The following is a 14,903-nucleotide window of genomic DNA, read 5'->3' as shown; positions in this document are numbered from 1 at the left end:
CAGCGAGCGCTTGACGCGGACCATGTCCAGCACCGGGATGCCCTCGGTGATGCAGACGATCAGCGGGATTTCCGCGTCGATCGCCTCGCAGATCGCGTCCGCCGCGCCCGGCGGCGGCACATAGATGACCGAGGCATCTGCGCCTGTCTTCTCCCGTGCCTCGGCGACGGTGTCGAACACCGGCAGCCCGAGATGCGTCGAGCCGCCTTTGCCGGGCGAGGTGCCGCCGACCATTTTCGTGCCATAGGCGAGCGCGGCTTCGGAGTGGAACGTGCCGTTCTTGCCGGTAAAGCCCTGGCAGATGACCTTGGTGTTGGCGTCGATCAGGATGGACATTGCGGAAAACTGCTTTCGCGGGGCGTTCGAGGTTGATGTCAGTGGATGCGCCGGTAGACGCCGGTGAGCACGTCGGCCCAGCCTTCGGCGTCGGGCGAGAACTGGATCTTCATGTTGTAGGTATTGTCATCGACGATCTCGTAGACGTGCCGCGCGTTGCCGCGCAGCGACCCGCGCACCAGCGTCAGCACGTTGCCGACCCAGGTGCCGGAAGCGGGCGATGGCGGGAAGTAGCCGAGCGAGTCGTGCCAGAACAATTTGTAGCGCCGGTCGTCGCGGTCATAGGTGAACAGCGCGTGGGTGGCAAAGCTCTCCTTGCCGTCACGCGTCTGCTTCATGTCCTGGATCAGATAGAAGCCGTTCAGGTCCATGCGCGCGATCACGTGCGACGTCGCCGGACCGCCGGCGACCCAACGTGACGGAAAGACCATCTCCTCGCCGGCCCATTCGCCCGCGAACACCGCAAGCTTCTGGTGTTCGGGAAGCGGCGTGGGTGCTGCGAGATGGTCCTGGGCCATGGCTTAGACCTCGCTGAAATGGGACTGAGGTCGCGCGGCGAAAAAGCTGCGCTCCCCTCCCCCTCGCGGGGAGGGGTTGGGGGTGGGGGTGATCCTAGCGACAAACACCGAAGTCTGGGTACCCCGCTCCCCGACCCTCCCCGGCAAGGGGGGAGGGAGTTGAGAGAGCCCGCCAAGGCTTCGACGAGAAATCATCCGCGTTAGCCCTTCTTCACCGCATTGACGATCTTCTGGGCCGCGTCGTCGAGATTGTCGGCCGGCACGACGTTGAGACCGGACTCGCGGATGATCTTCTTGCCCTGCTCAACATTGGTGCCTTCGAGCCGCACCACCAGTGGGACCGTCAACCCGACATCCTTCACCGCGGCCACTACGCCCTCGGCGATGACGTCGCACTTCATGATGCCACCGAAAATGTTGACCAGGATGCCCTTTACGTTGGGATCGGCGGTGATGATCTTGAAGGCGGCCGCGACCTTGTCCTTGCTGGCGCCGCCGCCGACGTCGAGGAAATTGGCCGGCGCCATGCCGTAGAGTTTGATGATGTCCATGGTCGCCATGGCAAGGCCGGCACCGTTCACCATGCAGCCGATATTGCCGTCGAGCGCAACATAGTTAAGGTCGTATTTCGACGCCTCGATCTCCTTGGCGTCCTCCTCCGTTTCATCGCGCAGCGCGACCACCTCGGGGTGGCGAAACAGCGCGTTGTCGTCGAAGGCGACCTTGGCGTCGAGCACGCGAAGCTGCCCCTGCTTGGTCACAACCAGCGGATTGATCTCCAGCATCGCCATGTCCTTGGCGACGAAAGCGCTATAGAGCTGCGTCGTCAGCTTCTCTGCCTGCTTGGCGAGATCGCCGGAGAGGTTGAGCGCCTTGGCGACGGTGCGGCCGTGATGGCCCATGATGCCGGTCGCCGGATCGACCGAGAACGAGACGATCTTTTCCGGCGTGTTGTGGGCGACGTCCTCGATGTTCACGCCGCCTTCGGTCGAGACCACGAAAGAGACTTCGCTGGTCTCCCGATTGACCAGGAGCGAGAGGTAAAACTCCTTGTCGATGTCGGAGCCTTCCTCGATGTACAGCCGGTTGACCTGCTTGCCATGCGCGCCGGTCTGCACGGTAACCAGGGTCGCGCCGAGCATCTGCTTGACGTAATCCTTCACCTCCTGGGGAGACTTGGCGATGCGGACCCCGCCCTTGTCGCCGGCGGAGGCCTCCTTGAACTTGCCCTTCCCCCGGCCGCCGGCGTGGATCTGGCTCTTCACCACCCAGACCGGACCGGGCAGCGCCTTGACCGCGGCATCGGCGTCGTCGGGACGCAGCACCGGGAAGCCTTTTGAGATCGGCACCCCGAATTCGCCGAGCAGCGCCTTGGCCTGGTATTCATGGATATTCATTGAAGGACGCTCCCCCACCCTCACGCGCGGCATTCGCGCGGGCAATTTTAGATCAGCTTTTCTACTGGCATACCATATACCAGAAGGACTTCAAGTTCCAGGATCGAACGGATCGACACCCTGGGCTCCCCCGAACGGCTTCAGCGACCCAACAGATCAGGCGCAATCTTCTTGCAGGCATCGACCAGGCCCTGCACGGCGGCGACCGACTTGTCGAAGGCGTCGCGGTCCTTGCCGGCGAGCTCGATCTCGACGATCCGCTCGACGCCCTTGGAGCCGATCACCACGGGCACACCGACATACATGTCCTTCACGCTGTACTCGCCGTTGAGGTAGGCGGCGCAGGGCAGCACGCGCTTCTTGTCCCTCAGATAGCTCTCGGCCATCGCGATCGCCGAGGCCGCCGGTGCGTAATAGGCCGACCCGGTCTTCAGCAGGTTGACGATCTCGGCGCCGCCATTGCGGGTGCGGTCGACGATCTCGTCGATCCGGGCTTGCGAGGTCCAGCCCATCTTGACGAGATCCGGCAGCGGAATGCCGGCCACCGTGGAATAGCGCACCAGCGGCACCATGGTGTCGCCATGGCCGCCGAGCACGAAGGCGGTGACGTCCTCGACCGAGACGTTGAACTCGTCGGCGAGGAAATAGCGGAAGCGCGCGGAGTCCAGCACGCCGGCCATGCCGACCACCTTCTTGTGCGGCAAGCCAGAGGCCTTTTGCAGTGCCCAAACCATCGCGTCGAGCGGGTTGGTGATGCAGATGACGAAGGCGTCGGGCGCATATTTTTTGATGCCGGCGCCGACCTGCTCCATCACCTTCAGATTGATCGACAACAGATCGTCGCGGCTCATGCCGGGCTTGCGCGGCACGCCGGCGGTGACGATGCAGACCTTTGCGTTGTCCAGCGCCTCGTAGGTGTTGGCGCCGGTATAGGCCGCATCGAAGCCGTCGACCGGCGAGGACTGCGCGATGTCGAGCGCCTTGCCCTGCGGCACGCCCTCGGCGATGTCGAACATCACCACGTCGCCGAGCTCTTTCAAGCCGATCAGATGAGCCAGCGTTCCGCCGATCTGACCGGAGCCAATCAAAGCAATCTTGTCGCGCGCCATGGAAATCTGTCCTTTGAGCCCGAACGGGAGGAGGGAAAAGCTGGGGTGCTGGTTATCGCTTTCGAGGAACGCGTTCAAGTCGGGCCGCGCCCAATAGTCGGGCAACCATTGAGGTCATTCCGGGGCACATCCAACGGGTCCGGGCGGAGCCCGGCCAGATGGATGTGAACCCGGAATCTCGCACCACGACCTCGGGATTCCGGGTTCGCTCGCGAGGTGCGCGCGCCCCCGAATGACGAGAGCTGAACTTACGTTTCCACCAGCCCGGTGCTGGTGCCAGAGGCAGCCGAATCCCTCTTATGACCATGGGGGAGCGCCAGATAGGATTCCGAGCTCATTTCGATCAGGCGCGATGACGTTCGCTTGAACTCGTTGGCTTCCGGCCCATCGGTGGCAAGGTAGAGCGACACCGGATCGGCTTCCGCCGAGGCCATCAGCTTTACCGCATTGTCATAGAGCGTGTCGATCAAGGTGATGAACCGTTTGGCCGCGTTGCGCTCGCCGTAGTCCATCACCGGAATCCGGTCGACCAGGACGGTGTGATAGTCCTGGGCAAGCCGGAGATAGTCGGAGGCCGCGAGCGGTTGTTCGCAGAGTTCGGCAAAAGAGAACCGCGCCACCCCGTGCGCCGAGCAGGGTACATGCAGGGTGCGGCCCTTGATCGAAATATCGCGCGGCTTGCACGGCGCGCCGCCGCTCAGCCGAGCCCAGGCCGCATCGAGCGCGGTGCCCGCCGCGTCGTCCGGAGGCACCAGCCACATCTTGACCCCGGCGAGCTTTTCCAGCCGGAAATCGGTGCGCGCATCGAGCCGCAGCACGTCCATGTGCGCCTCGATGTCTGCAATGAAGGGCAGGAACAAAGCGCGGTTCAACCCGCCCTTGTAGAGATCCTCAGGCGCGACGTTCGAGGTCGCGACCACGACCGTACCGAGATCGAACAGTTTTGCGAACAGCCGGCCCAGGATCATCGCGTCCGCAATGTCGGTGACGTGGATTTCGTCGAAACAGAGCAGCCAGGCCTCGTCGAAGATCGATGCAGCGGTCAGTGCGATGACGTCACCATCTGCAATCTCGCCCCGCGCGATGTTTTGGCGGTAATTGTAGATGCGCTCATGCACGTCGGCCATGAACTCGTGGAAATGCGCGCGGCGCTTGTGGCTGACCGGGGAGTGCTGGAAGAACAGGTCCATCAGCATGGTCTTGCCGCGGCCGACCTCGCCATGGACGTAGAGCCCGCGCGGCGGCTCCTCCTTGTCGGCGAACAGCCGGCCGAGCAGACCCTGCTTGCGCGACGGCTTGTAGCTCGCAAGCCGGCGGTCCAGCTCCGCAAAGGCTTCAGCGACCTCGGCCTGGGCCGGATCGGCCTCGATGGCGCCGGAGGCGATGAGGGCATTGTACTGGCTACGGAATGCGTCGGAGGGGGTATGCAGCATGACCCCCACTCTACCGCCTCAGCGTTACGAAAAATGCAAGCTGCGTTTTGGTTAACGGGGTATGCGCCGAGATGCCGGTCCGCTTTTACTCTGTCATGCCTCCCGGAGGCGGGGCATCCAGTACGCCGAGGCTTCTCGTTTTTCCCTAGCAGTCGTGGAATACTAGGTCGCCCGGTCAAGCCGGGCGACGACAACAGGCCACTGATCTCACGCGCTCAGCGCGTAGGCGTCCTCGATCACATAAGGCCCGCCGCCGGTGGAGGCGCGGGAGGAGAACAGCACGAAGCGCTCGGCCGTGAAAACCCGGCTCGGGAAATAGCCGCGTACCGACAGATAATCGGCGACATCCTGGCTCGAGACGTCATGCAGCCGCGCCAGCGTCACATGCGGGGTGAATTTGCGCCCCTCGGGGTCGAGCCCGATGCGCTGCATCATGCGCTCGAGCTCGGCCTGAAGTTCGATCAGCGGCCGGGAGGGGGCGATGTTGGCGACCACGGCGCGGGGCTTGCGGCCGCCAAAGCTCGACAGCCCCTGCACCGTGACATCGAACGGCTTGCGGTTCACCCGCACCAGCATGGACGCAATCTCGTTGGCCCAGGTGCCATCGATATCGCCGATGAAGCGCAGGGTGACATGGTAATTTTCCGGATCGATCCAACGGGCGCCGGGGAGGCCACCCCGCAAGCTGGACAATGTCTGGCCGACTTCGGTCGGGATTTCCAGTCCAGTAAATAAACGCGGCATCGTTGCGGACTCCCGATGCTAGTCACGATCCCGAAAAGCATAGCGCCTTCCGGGAAAGAAACATTTTATGCGCGGCGACGAATCGCCGATGACTTTTTGTAGCGCAGTTATGTGACTCTGCGAAATAGGTGGCGTTAACGGATCACAAACCACCGGAACATGGTCGCTTTGCGGCCCGCCCGACCATTGAGCTTAACCTTTGGTCGCGCGCTGCTGGCGAATTGAGCCGAGAAATGTCTCCACCGCGGGCAGGACGTTGTTCACGATGATGTCGACGCCCTCGGCCGTCGGATGGATCCCGTCAGCCTGATTGAGTTTGCTGTTCGCCGCAACGCCTGCGAGAAAAAACGGATAGAGCGGCACGTCGAACTCCCTGCCGAGATCGGGATAAATCGAATTGAACCGCGCCGCATAGTCGCTGCCATAATTCGGTGGCGCCACCATACCGCAAAGCATGACGGCGATGCCGCGCGACTTGAGCCGCTTGACGATGTCCGTCAGCGCCGCGCGCGTCACCGCCGGATCGAGGCCGCGCAGGGCATCATTGGCACCGAGCTCGACGATGACGGCGTCGGTTCCCTCAGGCACCGACCAGTCGAGCCGGTCGCGCCCGCCCGAGGCGGTATCGCCGGATACCCCGGCATTGCTGATCTCGACGTTGATCCCCTTGTCGCGAAGCGCTTTTTGCAGCCGCGCCGGAAAGGCTGATGCCTCGGGAAGGCCAAGCCCCGCGCTCAGGGAATCGCCCAGCACGACCAGTTTGAGCGGTTTCGTCCCGTCGGCCTGCGCTTGGGTCAGTCCAATTACCCCTGTCACCACGCCGAGCGTCAACACGAGTATGTGCACGGCGAGCCGCACCAGCCCCTCGACCGGGCGCGCAGAAGTGCCATATGACCGAGCCATGGACAGTCTCATCGAACCCTCTGACGTGACCGGAGTTACGCCGGACACCATCTCCATCTCCAACCTCAACCTCTCGCTCGGCAGCGGCGCCGCGCGCGTCCACATCCTGAAGGATATCAGCTTGCGCGTGGCCCAGGGCGAAGCCATCGGGCTGATCGGCCCATCGGGCTCCGGCAAGTCCACGCTTCTGATGGTAATGGCGGGGCTGGAACGTCCTGACAGTGGTGAGGTGGTGGTCGGCGGCACGCCTTTCAATGCCCTCGACGAGGACGCGCTGGCGCGCTTCCGCGGCCGCCAGGTCGGCATCGTGTTCCAGTCCTTTCATCTGATCCCGACCATGACGGCGCTGGAGAACGTCGCCGTGCCGCTGGAACTGGCCGGCGATGCCGATGCCGCGCGGCGCGCCGCGCAGGAACTGATCTCGGTCGGCCTCGGCGAGCGGCTGCACCATTATCCGACTCAACTCTCCGGCGGCGAGCAGCAGCGCGTCGCGCTGGCGCGGGCGCTCGCGCCCGATCCGGCCATCCTGGTGGCCGACGAGCCGACCGGCAATCTCGATGAGACCACGGGAAAACAGATCGTCGACCTCCTGTTCACCAAACACGCCGAACGCGGCATGACGCTGGTGCTGGTGACCCACGACACGCAGCTCGCGCAGCGCTGCGACCGGGTGATCCGGCTGCGCTCGGGCCGGATCGACGGCGTGCCGGCGGATCGCGTGGCTGGGCCATGACGCTCGCCCTGGAAAGTCCGGCCGTCGCGGCGCAGCGCCGCAGCACGGGAGCGCTGCCGCTTCGCTATGCGCTCCGCGAGTTGCGCGGCGGCTTGCGCGGATTTTACGTCTTCATCGCCTGCATCGCGCTCGGCGTGACGGCGATTGCCGGGGTGGGCTCGGTCGCGGCGAGCCTGAGCGACGGACTTGCGCATGAAGGCCGCACCCTGCTCGGCGGCGATGTCTCCTTCGTGCTGTTTCAGCGCGAGGCCAAACCCGCGGAGCTCGCTTTCCTCCGCTCGCGCGGACAGGTCTCCGCCGCGGCGACCTTGCGCGCCATGGCGCGTGCGAACGATGGCCGGCTTGCACTCGTGGAGATGAAGGCGGTCGACGGCGCGTATCCGATGCTCGGCGAGCTGACGCTGAACCCGCGCCTGCCCGTGAGCGAGCTCCTGGCCAAACGCGATGGCGCATTCGGCGCGGCGGCTGATCCAACCTTGCTGGCGCGGCTCGACTTGAAGATCGGCGATCGCGTCACGATCGGAGAAGCGACCTTCGAAATCCGCAGCGCGGTCGAGGCGGAGCCCGACAAGCTCGCCGGCGGCATCGGCTTTGGGCCGCGCTTCCTGATCAGCGACGAAGCGCTGCAGGCCACCGCCCTGGTGCAGCCCGGGAGCCTGGTGCGCTGGAACTACCGGGTCAAACTGCCCGACGACGCGGCGAGCGACCGCGCAGCCAGCGCGCTGATCGATGATGCACGCACCGCGCTGCCCGAGGCCGGCTGGGAAGTGCGAAGCCGGTCCAACGCATCGCCGCAGCTCGAGCGCACCATCAGCCGGTTTTCCCAGTTCCTTAGCCTCGTCGGCCTTGCCGCGCTGCTGGTCGGCGGGGTCGGCGTCGCCAATGCGGTGAAGAGCCACATCGACCGTCGTGTCGAGGTGATCGCGGCATTCAAGGCGCTCGGCACCACCTCCGGCGACGTGTTCAGGATCTATCTGACCCAGGTCGTGGTGCTGGCTTGTGTCGGCGCCGCGATCGGGATGATCGCGGGCGGCGCGCTGCCCTTCATCATCGTCGGCCTGTTCGGCAAGCTGTTGCCGCTGCCGATCACGCCCGCGCTGCATGCCGGCGAACTCTCGCTGTCGCTGGTCTACGGACTGCTGACGGCGCTCGCCTTCGGGCTGTGGCCGCTCGGCCGCGTCCATGACGTGCCGGTGGCGGCGCTGTTTCGCGAGGCCGTGATCGCCGAATGGCACCGGCCGCGCTGGCGCTATCTCGCGCTGATGGCGGGCGTGATCGGCCTTCTCGTCGCGATCGTGATCGGACTTGCCTTCGACAAGCGCGTCGCCGCCGTGTTCGTCGCCTCGTCGGTGATGGTGTTCGCGCTGCTGCGCGGCATTGCCGTTGGCTTGATGGCGCTGGCGCGCCGTCTGCCACGGACCCGCATCACGATGCTGCGGCTGGCGATCGCCAATATCCACCGGGTCGGTGCACTGACGCCATCGGTTGTCCTGTCGCTTGGCCTCGGCCTCGCGGTGCTGGTGACCATCACCCAGATCGACGGCAACCTGCGCCGACAGTTCCTGGCGGCGCTGCCGGAGCGCGCGCCCTCGTTCTACTTCATCGACATTCCCGCTGGCGATGCCGAGCATTTCCGCGCGTTTCTGGCGCAAAGCGTGCCGCAATCCACCGTCGAAGACGTGCCGATGCTGCGCGGGCGCATCGTCGCTGCGCGCGGCGTCAAGGCCGAGGACCTCAAACCCTCGACCGACGCCGAATGGGTGCTGCAGAGCGATCGCGGCCTGACCTATACCGACGAGATCCCCAAGGGCTCAAAAATCGTCGAAGGCGAATGGTGGGGCGCCGACTATGCGGGGCCGCCGCTGGTCTCGATCGAGAAGAAGATCGCGGACGGTCTCAAGCTGAAGCTCGGCGATGAGATCGTGGTCAACGTGCTCGGCCGCGACCTCTCGGCCCGGATCGGCAACATGCGGACGATCGACTGGCAGGGGCTCGGCATCAACTTCGTGCTGGTGTTCTCGCCTGGTGCCTTCAAGGGCGCGCCGCACACGCATATCGCAACGCTGACCGAGGCTCGTCCCGACGCGGCAGGCGACGCCAAGATCATCAGGCAGGTCGCAGACCACTTTCCGATGGTGACCAGCGTGCGGGTGCGCGAAGTGATGGAGACGGTCGGCTCCGTGATCACCAACCTGACGCTCGCGATCCGGGGCGCCAGTGCGGTGACGCTGATCTCCGCGATCCTGGTGCTCGGCGGCGCGCTGGCCGCAGGCCATCGTCACCGGGTCTATGATGCGGTGATTCTGAAAACGCTCGGCGCCACCCGCCTGCGCCTGCTCGGCGCCTATGCCCTGGAATACCTGATGATCGGATTTGCCACCGCCGTGTTCGGCGTGATCGCGGGTTCCCTTGCCGCGTGGCTGATCGTGACCCGCCTGATGACCCTGAGCTTCACCTGGCAGGCCGGCAGCGCCACTGTCGTCGTCGTGGCGGCGCTGCTGGTCACGGTCGGCCTCGGGCTTGCCGGGACACTGCTGGCCCTCAATCAGAAGCCCGCGTCGGTCCTGCGCAATTTGTGACAAATTGACCTAGTGCCCGCCTGGCCGAAGTCCGCGCGCCATCGCTTGCGACATTTTTCCGTGGACATCGGAAACGCGGGGACCCTCGCAAATATATGATTCCAGTGCCGCTTTCGATCTGAAGTCGCCGGAATCGATCTCGGCGCGTTAACTTAAGGACTGCAGATCGGCCGCACCGGGCGCGCGCTGTAAGCGTGGTGTAAGGCTTTGAAATCGTGGAGCGACATTCAGCCGCGCATGGACGCTTGCGCCGAATGTGTTAGTTTCCCAGATATTCGGGCAGAGGCCGGCCTGATGACGCAAAGTTAATGTCAGCAAGCGCGGCTATCTGAGGTAGGTTTCTTACCGGCGACGCGGGCTTTGCGGCGCCGGGCAACAAACGGGAATTCGACCATGTCGGACCTAGACCGCAACTACGCTTCTCCTTTCGGCCGGGTCGCCGGGCGCACTGACGCCGCGGCCGTCGACGCCGGTCTGCGCGCCTACATGCTGCGCATCTACAACTACATGAGCATTGGCCTTGCCATCACCGGCCTCGCCGCGCTCGGCATCTACATGGCTGCCGTGACCAGCGATCCCTCGGGCGCCGCGGCCAAGATCGGCAACGCGTTCCTGACGCCGTTCGGCTACGCGATGTTCGTGAGCCCGCTGAAATGGCTGTTCATCCTGGCGCCGCTCGCCATGGTGTTCGTGATCTCGGCCGGCATCAACCGCCTCGCGCCCTCGACCGCGCAGATGCTGTTTTGGGTGTTCTCGGCGCTGATGGGCGTGTCGCTGTCGTCGATCTTCCTGGTGTACACGCACACCTCGATCGTGCGGGTGTTCTTCATCACCGCGGCGACCTTCGGTGCGCTGAGCCTCTATGGCTACACGACGCGCCGTGACATGACCGGGCTCGGATCGTTCCTGTTCATGGGCCTGATCGGCATCGTCATCGCAAGCCTGGTGAACCTGTTCCTGGCTTCGTCGACGCTGCAGTTCTTCGTGTCGATCATCGGCGTGCTGGTGTTCGCGGGCCTCACCGCCTGGGATACCCAGCGGCTAAAGAACGAGTACATCTACGGCTACGCCTCGGCCGGCGGCGACATCGCCGAACGGGCCGCGATCACCGGCGCGCTGTCGCTGTACCTGAACTTCATCAACCTGTTCACGTTGCTGCTGCAGCTGCTCGGACAGCGCGACTGATCGAACGAACGGCTCACCATTCGAAGCCCCGGCCTCAGCGCCGGGGCTTTTTGTTAATCCCCCGTCAATCGCGCGGGGCTGCGTGAAAGCACATTGATCCGAGACATGCGGCTGTTATCCTGGATCGCATGTCAGCTCCCGAAATTCGGCCTGCCCAAGAGGCCGACCTTTGCGCCATCACCGCCATCTATCAGCACGCCGTGCTTTACGGCACGGCGACCTTCGAACTCGACCCGCCCGACCTCGTCGAAATGACGCGGCGTTTTCGCGCGCTGATCGATGGCGGTTATCCCTATTTCGTCGCAGCCCTCAACGACCGTGTGGTCGGCTACGCCTATGCGGGCCCCTACCGACCGAGGCCCGCCTACCGCTTCACGGTGGAGAACTCGATCTATCTGGAGCCGGCCATTCATCGGCGCGGCATCGGCCTGCAATTGCTGCTGCGATTGATCCGGGAATCCGAGGCGCGCGGCCATCGGCAGATGATCGCGGTGATCGGCGATTCCGCCAATGCCGGATCGATCGGCGTGCATACCAAAACCGGCTTCCAGATGATCGGCACCCACGCCAATGTCGGCTTCAAATTCGGCCGCTGGCTCGACACCGTGATGATGCAGCGCTCGCTCGGCGAAGGCGCGACGACGCTGCCGGCGCAAGGTTCGTAGCAGTACGGTGGGCAAAGGCGCTCTTGCGCCGTGCCCACCGCCTACCGAGGAGAAGACGTGGACAGATGGTGGGCACGCTTCGCTTTGCCCACCCTACACAACTGCGCGAGATTCCGGGTTCGATGCGGAGCCTGTCATCCGGCCGCGCTTTGCGCGGACCGGGTGGCATCGCCCCGGAATGACAACCAAGGTCGTCACACCACCGCCAGCTTGCGGTCGATCGCGAGCAGCACGCGCTCAAGCTCGTGGCCGCGGCGCAGGATCAGCCCCGTCGCCGAGATCACGCTATACATGCCTTGCTTGCGCGCGAGCCGCGGATCCTTCTCGATCCGGTAGAGCGGCACTTCGGAGGCGCGGCGAAACACCGAGAAGACGGCACGCTCGCGCAGGAAATCGATGGAATAGTCGCGCCATTCGCCGTCGGCGACCATGCGGCCATAAAGATTGAGGATGCGATTGAGTTCGAAACGATCGAATGTCACCCGGTTCGGCATCGGGCTCGCAGCGGCAACGCGCGCCGCTGCGCGATTCTCGCTCGGCTCGGTATCCTCCAACGTCAGAGTCATGGCGCATCTCCTGTCATCCGCCTGACATGATTGCGCCAACGGGCCGGTGCCGCAAGGGGCGGCACCCAAACAAAACGGCGATGGCCAGGCGAATCACCCGCCACGTCCAGGCCTCATGCCGGCCTTGCAATGAGGCGCCCATGTTGCTGCATGTTAATGGCGCATTGGCCGACCGCCGGTCCGCGCCGTGTGCCCCCACCCCGGCAAAGGCGCCGCACCGCGCGGCGTTCGCTCGCGAGCGCCTTGAAATCCGTAGGCTTTTCGCCAATCAGGCGCCGACAACCTGTGGTCATTAGGCTTCGATTAAGCATGCGCACAGCGTCACAGGATCGTTAGTAAGAATCATAATGCCGCCCTTTTTCCGCCCATCGCCTGCCCCGCTGCCTTGCGACAAGAGCGTACTGCGTTGGCCCGGTCCTTTCGGCTCCGGATTCCTCAGCCCCCAGCCCCCCGGGATCGTCGGGATCGGGCCTATCGCAGGAAGTCTGACTGGACCAACGCGAGTTGGTCCTTTTCTTTTTTGCAGGACAGGCTTTTCCCGCGATTGCGCGACGAACTACGCGCGAGTCCGGAACGACCGCCGCGCGACAAGACTCGCCGCGAGCGCGATAGGCAACTTAAAAAATTTCAGATCAGTGAAGCGACGTGAAGGCGGCGCCCAGCATGGGGCCCGGCTTGTCGCGGCTGCCGTCCTGGACGTAGGCAACCGCACCGTCGACACCCTCGCGGTTGATCTCTTCGAGCGGCACGGTCCAGCTCTTCGAACCGCCATTCCAATCGCCGATCTTCAGCAGATTGCGAACTACGTTGTAGTAGGTGACTTCGTGGCCGCGGTTCTCGCCGCGACCGATCGAGATCGGAACGGCCTTGGAGATCGAGCAGATCCAAACCTCGCCGTGCAAGGGAATCTGGCTTTCGCTCGCCGCCACGGATATGGTGAGATCCTGACCCGACTGGCTCATGGTCACCGGCACCGACATCACGCCCTTGGCCTTGCCGGTATCGAAGATCGCGCTTTCGATGCCCTCCCGGTCGCTCCCGATCACATGCGCCGATCCGTTCACGACCGCCTGCGGCGTATAGACCGCGCGGTCGCCGCGGACCCGCGAATAGGCGCGCTGGCGCGCGGTGAAGCGCGAATCCGCCAGCGTGTCCTTCCAGCCGAGATAATCCCAATAGTCGATCGGCATCGACAGGGCGATCACGGAAGGGTCCTGGGCGAGTTCGCCGATCACCTTGTCGGCGGGCGGACAGGACGAGCAGCCCTGCGAGGTAAACAATTCGATCACCGCGCGAGGGTCGGCATGAGCGGGGCGGATGATGGCGATGAGAGCGCAGATACCCAGCGCGCTCGACCACCGCGAGATACAGCCATGAGAGATCGTCGCTGTCATACCGAAAACCGCAAATGATATCCACCCGTCGCTAACATCTTGCGGCGGTTATCGAATAGTGAGAAGGCGGCCTTCCTCATAGGCCGCCTTCCGTCACCTCGCTACTCACTTCGCGGTGAGGCTCGCGCACGCTTTGCGGAGCGCCTCCGCATCACGCCGCGAGCTTGCGCAGCACATAGTGCAGGATACCGCCGTTCCTGTAGTAATCGAGCTCGTCGAGCGTATCGATCCGGCACAGCAGCGGGACACGCTGCAGTGCGCCATCGGCCGAGACGATTTCCGCGGTGAGTTTTTGCCGGGGCTTCAGGTCGCCCTGCAGCCCGCGGATTGTCACCGTCTCGTCGCCCTTCAGCCCGAGCGACTGCCAGGAGGTGCCCTCTTCAAAGGTCAGCGGCAGCACGCCCATGCCGACCAGGTTGGAGCGATGGATGCGCTCAAAGCTCTGGCAGACGACCGCGCGCACGCCGAGCAGCCGCGTGCCCTTCGCGGCCCAGTCGCGCGAGGAGCCGTTGCCGTATTCAGCGCCGGCGAACACTACCAGCGGAACATTCTCCTGCTGGTATTTCATCGCCGCGTCGTAGATCGACATCTGCTCGCCATCGGGCCAGTGTTTGGTCAGGCCGCCTTCGGGGATGTTGCCGTCGGCGCCCTTCAGCATGAAGTTCTTGATGCGGATGTTGGCGAAGGTGCCGCGCATCATGACTTCGTGGTTGCCGCGGCGCGTGCCGTACTGGTTGAAGTCGGCAGGACGCACCTGGTGCTCCGACAGATAGCGGCCGGCGGGCGAGGTCAGCTTGATCGATCCGGCCGGCGAGATGTGGTCGGTGGTGATCTTGTCGCCGAACATTGCGAGGATCCGTGCGTCGACCACGTCGGTGACCTGCTCGGGCTCCTTCTTCATGCCTTCGAAATAGGGCGGGTTTTGCACATAGGTCGAGCTCATGTTCCAGCGAAACGTCTCGCTCTCGACGGTCTTGATCTTGCGCCAGTTGGTGTCGCCCTTGAACACGTCGGCATAGCGCTTCTTGAAGATCGAGGCGGTGACGAACTTCTTCATGAAGGCGTTGATCTGCTTGGCGGTCGGCCAGATATCCCTGAGGTAGACCGGCTTGCCGCTCTTGTCTTCGCCGATCGGCTCGTGGGTGAGGTCCTTGGTCACCGAACCGGCCAGCGCATAGGCGACCACCAGCGGCGGCGAGGCGAGATAATTGGCCTGCACGTCCGGGCTGACGCGGCCCTCGAAGTTGCGGTTGCCCGACAGCACGGCGGCCGCCACGATGCCATTATCGTTGATCGACTTCGAAATCTCCTCCGGCAGCGGGCCGGAATTGCCGATGCAGG

At 64.2% G+C, this 14,903-nt stretch carries 13 protein-coding genes and 1 pseudogene; 4 read left to right on the top strand and 10 right to left on the bottom strand.

Going from position 1 to position 14,903, the window contains the following annotated elements; translation table 11 throughout:
* From JOZ76_RS09280 to JOZ76_RS09250, 7 genes and pseudogenes are all read right to left on the bottom strand, one after another.
* Positions 1–336: pseudogene (locus JOZ76_RS09280) on the bottom strand (succinate--CoA ligase subunit alpha); the annotation flags it as partial.
* 38 nt (positions 337–374) lie between these two features.
* The gene (locus tag JOZ76_RS09275) at positions 375–854 is read right to left on the bottom strand and encodes a DUF1579 family protein (RefSeq protein ID WP_291698327.1); all 480 of its coding nucleotides are present in this window, start codon (positions 852–854) and stop codon (positions 375–377) included.
* A 200-nt stretch (positions 855–1,054) separates the two neighbouring features.
* Complete coding sequence (sucC, locus tag JOZ76_RS09270; protein ID WP_291698326.1) at positions 1,055–2,251, bottom strand: ADP-forming succinate--CoA ligase subunit beta; 1,197 nt, start codon at positions 2,249–2,251, stop codon at positions 1,055–1,057.
* Between the two features lie 140 nt (positions 2,252–2,391).
* Positions 2,392–3,360: a malate dehydrogenase gene (gene mdh, locus JOZ76_RS09265; RefSeq protein ID WP_291698325.1), complete on the bottom strand. Its 969-nt coding sequence runs from the start codon at positions 3,358–3,360 to the stop codon at positions 2,392–2,394.
* Positions 3,361–3,608: 248 nt separating this feature from the next.
* On the bottom strand, positions 3,609–4,793 hold the full coding sequence (gene zapE, locus JOZ76_RS09260) for a cell division protein ZapE (protein ID WP_291698324.1): 1,185 nt from the start codon (positions 4,791–4,793) through the stop codon (positions 3,609–3,611).
* A gap of 207 nt (positions 4,794–5,000) precedes the next feature.
* Complete coding sequence (gene thpR, locus JOZ76_RS09255) at positions 5,001–5,537, bottom strand: RNA 2',3'-cyclic phosphodiesterase (protein ID WP_291698323.1); 537 nt, start codon at positions 5,535–5,537, stop codon at positions 5,001–5,003.
* Between the two features lie 192 nt (positions 5,538–5,729).
* Positions 5,730–6,383: an arylesterase gene (locus JOZ76_RS09250; protein WP_291698328.1), complete on the bottom strand. Its 654-nt coding sequence runs from the start codon at positions 6,381–6,383 to the stop codon at positions 5,730–5,732.
* A gap of 55 nt (positions 6,384–6,438) precedes the next feature.
* Between JOZ76_RS09250 and JOZ76_RS09245 the strand changes: the two genes are divergently transcribed.
* The 4 genes from JOZ76_RS09245 to JOZ76_RS09230 all read left to right on the top strand — a co-directional run bounded on the left by JOZ76_RS09245 (position 6,439) and on the right by JOZ76_RS09230 (position 11,602).
* On the top strand, positions 6,439–7,173 hold the full coding sequence (locus tag JOZ76_RS09245; RefSeq protein ID WP_291698322.1) for an ABC transporter ATP-binding protein: 735 nt from the start codon (positions 6,439–6,441) through the stop codon (positions 7,171–7,173).
* On the top strand, positions 7,170–9,752 hold the full coding sequence (locus tag JOZ76_RS09240) for an ABC transporter permease (RefSeq protein ID WP_291698321.1): 2,583 nt from the start codon (positions 7,170–7,172) through the stop codon (positions 9,750–9,752). The genes JOZ76_RS09245 and JOZ76_RS09240 overlap by 4 nt, the downstream gene beginning before the upstream one ends.
* Before the next feature lie 393 nt (positions 9,753–10,145).
* Positions 10,146–10,937, top strand: coding sequence for a Bax inhibitor-1/YccA family protein (locus JOZ76_RS09235; RefSeq protein WP_291698320.1), 792 nt, complete (start codon positions 10,146–10,148; stop codon positions 10,935–10,937).
* Positions 10,938–11,065: 128 nt separating this feature from the next.
* Positions 11,066–11,602 (top strand): GNAT family N-acetyltransferase, encoded by a 537-nt coding sequence (locus JOZ76_RS09230; RefSeq protein ID WP_291698319.1) that lies wholly within the window; start codon positions 11,066–11,068, stop codon positions 11,600–11,602.
* Positions 11,603–11,796: 194 nt separating this feature from the next.
* On the opposite strand, the gene JOZ76_RS09225 is transcribed toward JOZ76_RS09230, so the two are convergent.
* The 3 genes from JOZ76_RS09225 to JOZ76_RS09215 all read right to left on the bottom strand — a co-directional run.
* Positions 11,797–12,168 carry a DUF2794 domain-containing protein gene (locus JOZ76_RS09225; RefSeq protein WP_291698318.1) on the bottom strand — a complete coding sequence of 124 codons (372 nt, stop codon included), beginning with the start codon at positions 12,166–12,168 and terminating at the stop codon, positions 11,797–11,799.
* A 632-nt stretch (positions 12,169–12,800) separates the two neighbouring features.
* Positions 12,801–13,562 carry a DUF1223 domain-containing protein gene (locus JOZ76_RS09220; protein ID WP_291698317.1) on the bottom strand — a complete coding sequence of 254 codons (762 nt, stop codon included), beginning with the start codon at positions 13,560–13,562 and terminating at the stop codon, positions 12,801–12,803.
* Positions 13,563–13,713: 151 nt separating this feature from the next.
* Positions 13,714–14,903: aconitase family protein (locus JOZ76_RS09215; RefSeq protein ID WP_291698316.1), on the bottom strand; the 1,190-nt coding region annotated here is incomplete at its 5' end.

The sequence above is a fragment of the Bradyrhizobium sp. genome (assembly GCF_019244115.1).
Lineage (GTDB): Bacteria > Pseudomonadota > Alphaproteobacteria > Rhizobiales > Xanthobacteraceae > Bradyrhizobium.
This window is presented reverse-complemented; position numbering and strand designations above follow the sequence as displayed.

Bases quoted from the DNA above. Each gene is read 5' to 3' on its own strand.
- JOZ76_RS09225 (WP_291698318.1), bottom strand. From the start codon at position 12,168: ATGACTCTGACGTTGGAGGATACCGAGCCGAGCGAGAATCGCGCAGCG.
- JOZ76_RS09275 (WP_291698327.1), bottom strand. From the start codon at position 854: ATGGCCCAGGACCATCTCGCAGCACCCACGCCGCTTCCCGAACACCAG.
- sucC (WP_291698326.1), bottom strand. From the start codon at position 2,251: ATGAATATCCATGAATACCAGGCCAAGGCGCTGCTCGGCGAATTCGGG.
- JOZ76_RS09240 (WP_291698321.1), top strand. From the start codon at position 7,170: ATGACGCTCGCCCTGGAAAGTCCGGCCGTCGCGGCGCAGCGCCGCAGC.
- zapE (WP_291698324.1), bottom strand. From the start codon at position 4,793: ATGCTGCATACCCCCTCCGACGCATTCCGTAGCCAGTACAATGCCCTC.
- JOZ76_RS09235 (WP_291698320.1), top strand. From the start codon at position 10,146: ATGTCGGACCTAGACCGCAACTACGCTTCTCCTTTCGGCCGGGTCGCC.
- thpR (WP_291698323.1), bottom strand. From the start codon at position 5,537: ATGCCGCGTTTATTTACTGGACTGGAAATCCCGACCGAAGTCGGCCAG.
- mdh (WP_291698325.1), bottom strand. From the start codon at position 3,360: ATGGCGCGCGACAAGATTGCTTTGATTGGCTCCGGTCAGATCGGCGGA.
- JOZ76_RS09245 (WP_291698322.1), top strand. From the start codon at position 6,439: ATGGACAGTCTCATCGAACCCTCTGACGTGACCGGAGTTACGCCGGAC.
- JOZ76_RS09220 (WP_291698317.1), bottom strand. From the start codon at position 13,562: ATGACAGCGACGATCTCTCATGGCTGTATCTCGCGGTGGTCGAGCGCG.
- JOZ76_RS09230 (WP_291698319.1), top strand. From the start codon at position 11,066: ATGTCAGCTCCCGAAATTCGGCCTGCCCAAGAGGCCGACCTTTGCGCC.